The organism is Shinella sp. M27 (assembly GCF_049199905.1).
GTDB lineage: Bacteria > Pseudomonadota > Alphaproteobacteria > Rhizobiales > Rhizobiaceae > Shinella.
Map to the genome: position 1 here is coordinate 141,461 of NZ_JBLZPK010000044.1, position 9,757 is coordinate 151,217.

11 protein-coding genes are annotated in these 9,757 nt (G+C 63.6%); 1 reads left to right on the forward strand and 10 read right to left on the reverse strand.

Annotated features, from left to right (window positions below; all coding sequences use genetic code 11):
• Positions 1-44 precede the first annotated feature (44 nt).
• The gene (locus ACOZK4_RS17900) at positions 45-491 is read right to left on the reverse strand and encodes an Lrp/AsnC family transcriptional regulator (RefSeq protein ID WP_421593052.1); all 447 of its coding nucleotides are present in this window, start codon (positions 489-491) and stop codon (positions 45-47) included.
• A gap of 109 nt (positions 492-600) precedes the next feature.
• Here ACOZK4_RS17900 and ACOZK4_RS17905 point away from each other — a divergent pair, with 109 nt between their 5' ends.
• Complete coding sequence (locus tag ACOZK4_RS17905) at positions 601-1,161, forward strand: cysteine hydrolase family protein (RefSeq protein WP_421593053.1); 561 nt, start codon at positions 601-603, stop codon at positions 1,159-1,161.
• On the opposite strand, the gene ACOZK4_RS17910 is transcribed toward ACOZK4_RS17905, so the two are convergent.
• From ACOZK4_RS17910 to ACOZK4_RS17950, 9 genes are all read right to left on the reverse strand, one after another.
• Positions 1,158-1,673, reverse strand: a complete 516-nt coding sequence (locus ACOZK4_RS17910; protein ID WP_313530000.1) for a hypothetical protein — start codon at positions 1,671-1,673, stop codon at positions 1,158-1,160. The two genes, ACOZK4_RS17905 and ACOZK4_RS17910, sit on opposite strands and share 4 nt — an antisense overlap.
• 59 nt (positions 1,674-1,732) lie before the next feature.
• Positions 1,733-2,836, reverse strand: a complete 1,104-nt coding sequence (locus ACOZK4_RS17915) for an ABC transporter substrate-binding protein (protein WP_421593062.1) — start codon at positions 2,834-2,836, stop codon at positions 1,733-1,735.
• A 2-nt stretch (positions 2,837-2,838) separates the two neighbouring features.
• Positions 2,839-3,516 carry a siderophore-iron reductase FhuF gene (fhuF, locus tag ACOZK4_RS17920; RefSeq protein ID WP_421593063.1) on the reverse strand — a complete coding sequence of 226 codons (678 nt, stop codon included), beginning with the start codon at positions 3,514-3,516 and terminating at the stop codon, positions 2,839-2,841.
• A 100-nt stretch (positions 3,517-3,616) separates the two neighbouring features.
• Entirely contained in the window at positions 3,617-5,785 is a 2,169-nt protein-coding gene (locus tag ACOZK4_RS17925; RefSeq protein WP_421593054.1) for a TonB-dependent siderophore receptor, read from the reverse strand.
• Between the two features lie 141 nt (positions 5,786-5,926).
• Positions 5,927-6,100, reverse strand: coding sequence for a DUF1328 domain-containing protein (locus ACOZK4_RS17930; RefSeq protein WP_421593055.1), 174 nt, complete (start codon positions 6,098-6,100; stop codon positions 5,927-5,929).
• Positions 6,101-6,257: 157 nt separating this feature from the next.
• Positions 6,258-7,685 (reverse strand): gamma-aminobutyraldehyde dehydrogenase, encoded by a 1,428-nt coding sequence (locus ACOZK4_RS17935; protein WP_421593056.1) that lies wholly within the window; start codon positions 7,683-7,685, stop codon positions 6,258-6,260.
• 22 nt (positions 7,686-7,707) lie between these two features.
• Complete coding sequence (locus tag ACOZK4_RS17940) at positions 7,708-8,523, reverse strand: ABC transporter permease (RefSeq protein ID WP_313530010.1); 816 nt, start codon at positions 8,521-8,523, stop codon at positions 7,708-7,710.
• The gene (locus tag ACOZK4_RS17945; protein WP_421593057.1) at positions 8,513-9,463 is read right to left on the reverse strand and encodes an ABC transporter permease; all 951 of its coding nucleotides are present in this window, start codon (positions 9,461-9,463) and stop codon (positions 8,513-8,515) included. Before ACOZK4_RS17945 ends, ACOZK4_RS17940 begins: the two co-directional genes overlap by 11 nt.
• Positions 9,460-9,757, reverse strand: a 298-nt coding sequence (locus ACOZK4_RS17950) for a TOBE domain-containing protein (RefSeq protein ID WP_421593058.1), incomplete at its 5' end; no start/stop codon positions are given. The genes ACOZK4_RS17945 and ACOZK4_RS17950, both read right to left, overlap by 4 nt.

Here is a 9,757-nt window from a genome sequence, read left to right on the forward strand (position 1 = left end):
TCCTGAATTTCTGATTCACGAAAACGCTTCATCTATTTGTTTTCCTAACCGACGCGGCGATCGAAGTGGGTGCGCAGCGAGACATGTGTCTGCACGGTCGCGATGCCCGGCGTCGTTGCGATCTGGCGGCGCACCGTGTCGAGTTCGGCGTTGGACGTGCATTCGACGAGCAGCATCAGATCCGTCGGCCCGGCGAGCGACCAGCAGGTCACGACATTGGGAATGCCGGTGAGATGCGGCACGATATGGTCGCAGTTGCGGCCTTGCTGGAAACCGACGGCGATCAGCGCCTCTACGCCCGCGCGGTCCCGGTCGATACCGAGCTTCACCGTATAGCCGGCGATCACGCCCTTCGCCTCCAGCCGCCGGATGCGCTCGTGCACGGCGCTGCGCGAGAGGCCGGTGTGGCGCGCGAGCTCCACGAGGCTCTGGCGTGCATCGGCGCGAAGGGCGGCGATGAGCAATCTGTCCTTCTCATCAAGCTCGTTCATCCGGAAAATTCTCCTCCGGCCGGACGATTGTCCGGCACTCCGTCTCCTTGCTGCGCGAAACCGGACGGAAAAGCAACTATTCGTCTGGTATCGCTTCAAGGAGAAACCGATGCCGACCCTTCCGCACAATGCCGTCCTGATCCCCATCGACATGCAGCAGGCCTTCGACGCCGCGCCCTGGGCCTCGCGCTGGAACGACAGGCTGGACGAGAATGGTCTCGCGCTTCTTGCCGCCTGGCGTGGTGCCGGCCGGCCGGTCATTCATGTCTGCCACGACAGCGCGGAGCCGAATTCCACGCTCCGCCGTGAAAATCCCGGCAACGCGCTGCGCCCCGGGTTCGAGCCGCAGGTGGATGAGCCGCTGGTGCGCAAGAGCGTCAACGCCGCCTTCATCGGCACGGATCTCGATCTGCGCCTGCGCCGTCTCGGCGTCGATACGGTCGTGCTGTTCGGCATTTCGACGGATATGTGCGTGTCGACCAGCGTGCGCGTCGGCGCCAATATGGGCTATCGGGTGCTTCTCGTGGAGGATGCCTGCGATTGCTTCGACCTGCCGGATGGCGCCGGCGGCACGATTGCCGCGCGTGATGTCCACCGCACCCATATCGCGACCCTGCGGCACGAGTTCGCCACGGTGCTCAGGACCGCCGATGTCCTGGCCGTGCTTTAACGGGTGAGGGCGCGCACGTTCCTGACGCCGTAGTCGAATTTCGGCGCCGTGATGGGCGTGAGATCGCTGCCGGGGAAGACGGCGAAGGTCGAGAAATCGGCGCTTTCCCCCGGCAGCACGCGCAACACGATGAGCGCATCGTCGCGGCCGACCTCGCGGCAGGTGCCGGCGGGGCAATCGGAGAACACCACGTCCAGCCAGAAGGATTGCATCGGCACCGTGCCGCTGTTCGTCACCTGGCCGGTGACGCGGTAGCTGGTCTTCGGCTGACCGACGGTCGCCTGCATTTCGGAGAGCGTGACGACATCGGCCGACAGCGCCGGGGTCTCGGCGGTGGGGGTAGCGACCGTGCCGGAAGGGCTGCGGTCCTCGACGAACCAGATGAGCAGGGCGGCGGCAAGGCCGATGGCCACGACAATGGTGAGGACGGGCTCGACCCAGCTCTGAAACCGCCGGAAGCGCAGTGCGAGATAAAGAATGGCCGCCGCCGCAACCGCAAATGCCCAGATCATTCAGGTCCTCCTGGGCATGATATAGCGTGCGCGACGGATCGCCGGAAGAGTGGGACCGTTCAATTCGACTTGAGCGCGATCCAATAGGCGCCGTCGAAGGGAACGGCGGCGAACTTTTCGTTGATTTCCTTCAGCGTTGCATCAGGGTCGACATCGCCAAAAATGTCCGGGCGCAGCCAGTGGGCGAAGGCTTCGGCGGCGAGAATGTTGAGCGGCACGGCGTTGAAGAAGTTCCAGAGGCCGTAGACGCGCTCTTCCTTCACAGCCTTCAGGCTTGACAGCATGGGGCCTTTCACGGCGCGGCCGAGCGTCTCGCGCGCTTCGGCCGGATCGACGCCGGGGCCGACGGAGAAGGTGCTGTAGGTGCCGCCCGGCGAGGCCGTCGCGATATAGACATCCGGCTCGGCCGCGACGATGAATTCCAGATTGACGATGCCACCCTGCGCCGGCAGGCTTTCGGCGATGTTGCGGCTGCCGGTGATGGCGATGAAGGCGCCGAGGCCGCCGGTGCCATAGGCGTAGCAGCATTTTTCCGGGTTCGGGAACGCATCCATCAGCACGCTCGGGCCGGGCTCCGGATGATCAGCCACGCGATCGCGGATGCGCTTGACGCGGGCGTCATAGAAGTCGGCGAAGGCGTTGGCCTGCTCCTCGCGGTTCAGCACCTTGCCGAGCAGGCGCATGTTTCCGGCGGTGTTGTTCAGCGCATCGCTGTTGAAATCCACCACGACGACGGGAACGCCGGTCTGTTCGAGATAGCCGATCGCCTGCTTGCCGAGTTCGGTTTCGGCCTGCCAGTTGGCGAGGATGGCGAGATCGGCCTTTAGCGACAGGGTCGCCTCGAAGGACATGGTGATGCCGTCGCCGATGATCGGCACCTGCTCGATGGCGGGGAACTTGTCCTTGAAACGGGTATAGATTTCCGGGTTGTCGCCCTTCATGTCGCTGGCCCAGCCGGCGAGCAGGCTCACCGGATCGGGATGGATCAGCGACAGCGCCACCAGATTGAAACCGCTGCCGAGCAGGATCGCCTTCGGCTGCGCCGGGATGGTGACGTCGCGGCCGAGCGCATCCTTGACGGTCAGCGGATAGTGCACCTCGGCGCGAAGGGGCAGGGCGGCGACCAGCAGGAAGGCGGCGGTGAGGACGGCGAGGATGCGCATGGTCATTGCTTTCGGGGTTCGGGCTTTCTCAGTTCAGGCAGGGCGCAGAGTTCACCGCAGCCGGGAATGCCCGGCAGCATGTAGCGCAGGCAGCAGACCTTTCGGCGACACTGCGTGGTGCCGGCGTCGAGTTCGTGGCGCAGGCATCCGTGGAAAGGGTTGCGGCTGCCGTTGGCCAGCAGCGGGCAGTCGAAGAGCGGGCGCGACGGCCAGGGATCGTCGCCCTCGGGCGGCGCGCGGTCCGTCACGTTGAAGGCATAGTCGATATAGACGGCGGCATTGTTCCAGGCGAGTTTCGGCGCGATGCCGGATTTTTCCTTGAGGAGCGCCACGGCACGAGCAAGGTGTGCGTCGACCAGCGGCGTGATGAAGCCGAGGAGATCGTCGCCCTCGCTCCAGTCCCCCTCATGCGGCAGGCCGAAGGCGCGCGGTAGGCCGTCCTCGCCGATGGCGATGGTCATCTGATCGAAGGCGATCGGCAGCGCGCGTTCGGCCCGGCGCGCGATGATATAGGGGATGGTCAGGGTCGAGAAATAGTAGAGCGACCAGAAGGAGGCCGCCGCGCGCCGGTCCGCATTGCCATAGCCTGCGGCGAACCGGTCGAGCGTTTCGGAAAAGCCGCTTCCCGCCAGGAAATCGGCGAGCGGGATTGCGCCCTCAAGGTCCGACGAGAGCATCATCTTCTCGCCGCACCAGGCATGTTCGCCGGTAAACACCGCCCTCAGGCCATCAGGCCTGAAGGCGGTTCCCCCGTCCTCTGAGGAGAGCGTCGTCAAGGGCTTACCACGAATATTTCAGGCTGCCGATGACCGTGCGGCCCTGATCGCGGTAGCAATAGCCGGCCGAGCAAACGGAGTCCTGCCGGTTGAATAGGTTCGTCGCGTTGACCTGGAGCTTCAGGCCTTCGTAGTCCTTGTTGATAGCCGAGAAATCGAAATCGATCGCGGCATCGACGAGGGCGCGCGACTTGTTCTTGCTGGTATTGGCGTCGTCACCATAGCTTGCGCCGAGGAAGCGGACACCGGCGCCCAGCCCAAGGCCGCTCAGCGGGCCGTCTTCCGGCATGTCGTAATGCGCCCAAAGCGATGCCATGTGGCGCGGCACGGAGGACACTTCGTTTCCGATCGTGCCGGTCGGACCGTCCAGGATCTCGGTCTGCGTGTAGCTATAGGACGCAATCAGCGAGAGGCCGTTGTCCAGCGAGGTGTTCGCCTCGAATTCGAAGCCGCGCGAGCGGATCTCGCCACGCTGCACCTGGATGTTCGCCGGGCCGCTCGGTAGGTCGACGACCTCGTAATAGAGGCTGTTCGACTGGTCGATGTTGAAGAGCGCAGCCGTCAGCAGCGTGTTGCTGTCGGGCAGCAGGTACTTCACGCCCACTTCCTCCTGCTCGCTTTCCGTCGCTTTGAACGGATTGCCGGTTTCCTGGTTGACGCCGGCATTGGGAGAGAAGGCGGTCGAATAGGTGGCATAGGGGGTGATGCCCCACGGCGTTTCGTAGGTCACGCCGGCACGCCAGGTAAAGGCGCGGTCCTTCTGGTTGATGGTATCCACGGCGCCGGAGGCGAGATCCGTATTGTCGGTATCCGTCGAAACCCAGTCGTAGCGGCCGCCCAGTGTGAAGGTGAGGGCGTCGTAGCGAATCTGGTCCTGTAGATAGACCCCGGTGATGAACTGGTCCTGCACGCTCTTCGTCTGGAAGGCGATCGGATCGGTCGGCCGGCCGGCCGTCGGGTTCTTCGTGTCGAGCGGCGGCGTCGAGCCGTAGCCGTTGAGCGATTTCCAGTAGATCTTGGTGAAGTCGATGCCACCGATCATCGTGTGCTCGAGCGCGCCGGTATCGAACTTCGCTTCGAGCTGGTTATCGACCGTATAGGTGTTCAGCCATTCCTCGAAGCTACCGGCGCTGCTGTCGAGCAGCGTGGGATCGACGGCGTTCGGCTGGTAGGCGAAGGCCCAGTCCGCATCGACATTCAGCCACGAGGCGCGCGCGTTCTGGCGGAAGACGAAGGTGTCGTTCAGGCGATGTTCGAATTCGTAGCCGATACGGCCCTGATTCTGGATGGAATCGTTGAAGGCAGGGTTGCCGGCAAAGAAATCGCTCACCTCGGTGCCGTCGAAATAGTAGGCCGCCGTGCCGCCGGTCTTGGTGCGGGAATATTCGCCAAGAATGGTCAGCTTGGTGTCTTCGTCCGGCTTCCAGGTAAAGGCCGGTGCGATATAGGCGCGGTCGTCGGGAACGCCGACCTGTTCGGTGTCGGAGCTGCGCAGCAGACCGGTCAGGCGATAGTAGAAGGGGTCTTCCTCGTTGATCGGTCCGGAAAGGTCGAACTGGCCCTGATAGCGATTGTGGGTGCCATACTGGACCTCCACCTCGCGCAGGGCCTCTTCCGTCGGGCGCTTGCTGATGAGGTTGTAGAGGCCGCCGGCGCCGGCCGGGCCGTAGAGCGCAGAGGAGGGGCCGCGCAGGATCGACACGCCTTCCAGGCCGTAAGGCTCCGTCTTGAACAGGGAAGATCCGGCGCCGGGCTGGCGCAGGTTGTCGCGGAAAATGCCAATATAGGTCATGTCGAAACCGCGCAGCGTGAAGCTGTCGAAGCGCGGATCGAAACCATAACCGCCAACCCGCACACCCGGCGTATAGGAGACGGCGTCGAGAAGGTTCTGAGGCTTGCGGTCTTCCAGCTGGTCCTTGGTGACCGAAGAGATCGACTGGGGCGTCTGGACGAAGGGCGTGTCGGTCTTGGCGCCCGTCGCGCTGCTCTTGCCGACATAGCCGTCCGCGGTGATGACGCCGCCGCTGCCGCCGTTGACCACGACCTCTTCGAGAACGGTCGCGCCGTTATCGGCGGTCGCGGCCTGGTCCTGTGCCGAAGCCATAGTGGCCAGCGTTAGGAGGGAGGTTCCGGCGAGCGCCAGCCAGAGCAGCGTGCGGGTGCGGTTTTGCATGCGGGTCACTTTCTGATGGGACGGTCTATAAGATGACCGTTTTTATCAGGATTCTGTGCGCTGCAAAATATTATATGACTGTTGTAGTCATGATTTCGCCACTGTTGCGTGAGTGCAACAGTGGCTGGGGATGGATTGCACTCAGAAGACGAGGCTGCCTGCGGTCAATGCAAGCACCAGGAAGATCAGGAAGATGATGAGTGCGATCGCGAAGAGCACCTTGGCGACGGTGGCGGTGGCGGCGGAAACGCCGGAGAAGCCTAGGAAGCCGGTGATCAGCGAAATAACGAGAAAAATCAGGGCCCATTTCAGCATGGTCTTGTCTCCGAATTGATCGCAGATAAGACGCATGAAAGGCAAAAAAGTTCCGGGACGTGGAGGACGCCCCGGAAGGTGGCCGCGCTTACTCTTTGCAATTCCGCACGCAAAACCGCTTCGCAGTTTCGCCGGAATTGCCCGGCGGCGGGGAGGATCAGCCGTGATTGATCATGACGTGGCGCACGGCGGTGTAGTCCTCGAGCGCATAGATCGACATGTCCTTGCCGTAGCCCGATTGTTTGACACCGCCATGCGGCATTTCGGTGGTCAGCATGAAATGCGTGTTGATCCAGGTGCAGCCGTATTGCAGGCGCGACGCCGCCTTCATCGCCTTGCCGATATCCTTCGTCCAGACGGAGGAGGCGAGGCCATAGTCGCTGTCATTGGCCCAGCTGATCGCCTGCTCGGCTTCGGAGAAGCGCGTGACGGAGACGACAGGCCCGAACACCTCGCGGCGCACGATCTCGTCGTCCTGTGTCGCGCCGGCGACGACCGTCGGCTGGAAGAAGTAACCCTCGTCGCTGCCCGTGCGGCCGCCGGCGGTGATCTCGATATGCTTCACTTCGGCGGCGCGCTCGACGAAGCTTGCGACGCGGTCGCGCTGGCGCTTGGAGATCAGCGGACCGATCTCGTTCAGCGTGTCGTCGGGGTCGTTGTACCTGATGGTGGAGACGGCGGCCGAGAGGTCGGCGACGAGCTTTTCGTAGATACCGTCCTGCGCATAGATGCGGCAGGCAGCGGTGCAGTCCTGGCCGGCATTGTAGTAGCCGAAGGCGCGAATGCCGGCGACGACGGATTCGAGATCGGCATCGTCGAAGACGACGACCGGGGCCTTGCCGCCGAGTTCCAGATGGGTGCGCTTGACCGTCTTGGCGGCGGCGGCGAGCACTTTCTTGCCGGTCGCGACGTCGCCGGTGATCGAGACCATGTTGATCTTCGGATGGTTGATCAGCGCGTTGCCGACCGTCTCGCCGCGGCCGAGCACGATGTTGACAACGCCTTCGGGAAGGATATCCGCGAGCAGTTTCGCCATCTTGAGCGCCGTCAGCGGAGTCTGTTCGGACGGCTTGAAGACGACGGTGTTGCCGCCGGCAATGGCCGGCGCCAGCTTCCAGGCCATCATCATCAGCGGATAATTCCACGGCGCGATCGAGCCGACGATGCCGATCGGGTCGCGGCGCACCATGGAGGTGAAGCCGGGCAGGTATTCGGCCGCGACGGGGGCTTGCAGCGTGCGGATGGCGCCAGCGAAGAAACGCCAGCAGTCGACGATGGCGGGCAGCTCATCATTGCGCGCAGAATTGATCGGCTTGCCGCAGTTCAGCGATTCGAGCGCAGCGAAGGCGTCGGCGTCCTTCTCGATGGCGTCGGCGATGCGAAGAAGATAGCCGGAGCGTTCGGCGGGCGTCGTCGTCGCCCAGGAGACGAAGGCCTTTTCAGCGGCGTCGACGGCGGCGTCGATCTGGGCGTAGGACGCCTCGGGCAGATCGACGATCTTGCCGCCGGTCTTCGGGTTGAGAATATGCTCTTCCGCCTCGGTGCCGGCTTCGAAGCGCGCGCCAATCAGCATCTGGGTGTCCATGAACGTTCTCCCTATCGTTGGGTTATTTGCCGCCGCCGGCGACCTGATCGCCATCGCGGGTGAGGTAGTAGGCGCCGAGGATCGGCAGGAAGGTGACGAGCACCACGAACATGGCGACGACATTCGTCACCGGCCGCTGGCGCGGGCGCACGAGTTCCTCCAGCATCCAGATCGGCAGGGTCGATTGCTGGCCGGCGGTGAAGGTCGTCACGATCACCTCGTCGAAGGACAGCGCGAAGGCGAGCATGCCGCCGGCAAGCAGCGCCGTGCCGATATTCGGCAGGATGATATAGCGGAAGGTCTGGAAACTGTCGGCACCGAGGTCCATCGAGGCTTCGATCAGGGAGCCGGAGATCCGGCGGAAGCGGGCCACCGCATTGTTATAGACGACCACGACGCAGAAGGTCGCGTGGCCGAGCACGATGGTCCAGAACGAGAAGGGCATCTCCACGAAGGAAAAGGCCGAGCGCAGCGCGATGCCGGTGATGATGCCGGGAAGCGCGATCGGCAGGATGACGAGCAGCGAGACCGTCTCCCGGCCGAAGAACTTCGTGCGGCTGACGGCGGCGGCGCAGAGCGTGCCGAGCACCAGCGCGACAGCCGTCGAGATCGAGGCGACGCGGACTGAAAGGCCCATCGCTTCCCAAACATCCGGCCGGTTCCAGGCAACAGCGAACCATTGCAGCGTGTAGCCCGGCGGCGGGAACTGGTAGCTCTTCTCCTCCGTGGTGAAGGCATAGAGGAAGATGAGCAGGATCGGCAGGTGCAGGAAGGCGAGGCCGAGACCGGCGGCGACCTTCAGGCCGAGCGGGGCGGAGGCGTTTCTATCAGAGCGCATCGAAGGCTCCCTGTCGTTTGGCCATCCAGAGATAGAGGCCCATGATGACGATCGGCACGACGGAGAAGGCGGCGGCGAGCGGGATGTTGCCCGCCGTGCCCTGCTGGGCATAGACCGCCTGGCCGATGAACAGCCTGGACGAACCGATGATCTGCGGAATGATGTAATCGCCCAAGGTCAGCGAGAAGGTGAAGATCGATCCGGCGATGATGCCGGGCAGGGCGAGCGGGAAGAGCACGAAGCGGAAGGTCTGCGCAGGGTTGCCGCCAAGGTCTGCCGACGCTTCGATCAGGTTGCCCGGCACGCGTTCCAGCGAGGCCTGGATCGGCAGGATCATGAAGGGCATCCAGACATAGATGAAGACGATGAAGGTGCCGGTATAGCTGATCGACAGGGAGGAGCCGCCGACGACCGGGAGCGCCAGCCAGGCATCGAGCAGCCACAGCAGGTGCAGCTTGGCGAAGACCCAGGTGAGGATGCCTTCCTTGGCGAGGATCAGCTTCCAGGCATAGATCTTGACGAGGTAGCTCGACCACAGCGGCAGCATGACGCCGAGATAGAAAATGACCTTCCATTTCCCCTTGGCGTAGCGTGCCGCGTAATAGGCGATGGGGAAGGCGATGACGGCGGAGGCGAGCGTTACCAGCACAGCCATCAGGACGGTGCGCAGGATGATGTCGAAATTCGAGGGGATCAGCAGCTGCCTGTAGGTGGCGAGCGTGAACTCGTAATTGATCAGCCCGGAAAAGTCGTCGATCGAGAAGAAGCTCTGCAGCAGCAGGGCGAAGAGCGAACCGAGATAGATGATGCCAAGCCAGAGCAGCGGCGGCGTCAGCATCAGGAGCAGCAGGATCTTGGGGTTGCGCCAGAAGAAATCCGAGAGCCGCCCGGAGGGGCCTTGCCGGCCCGCAAGGATGGAGGTGTCGATGACCGTGCTCATTGGGCGCCGTCCATCGTGTGCAGGTCCTGCGGCAGGAAGGAGAGGGTGATCGTTTCGCCCTGTGCGGGAACGGCAACGGAGGCGGGCAGCATGGCGGCGACGCGCGCGCCGTTCGTCTCCACCGTCACGCGGTTGGCAGCACCCAGGAAGCTTGCGGCCGTGACGCGGCCGGCGAATTGCTTGCGGCCGGGGCCGTCGCCGAGGCCGATGTCTTCCGGCCGGAGGCTGGCATAGTGTTTGCCGAAACCGAGATGTTCCACGAAATCCGGCGGCAGCACATTGGAGGAGCCGACG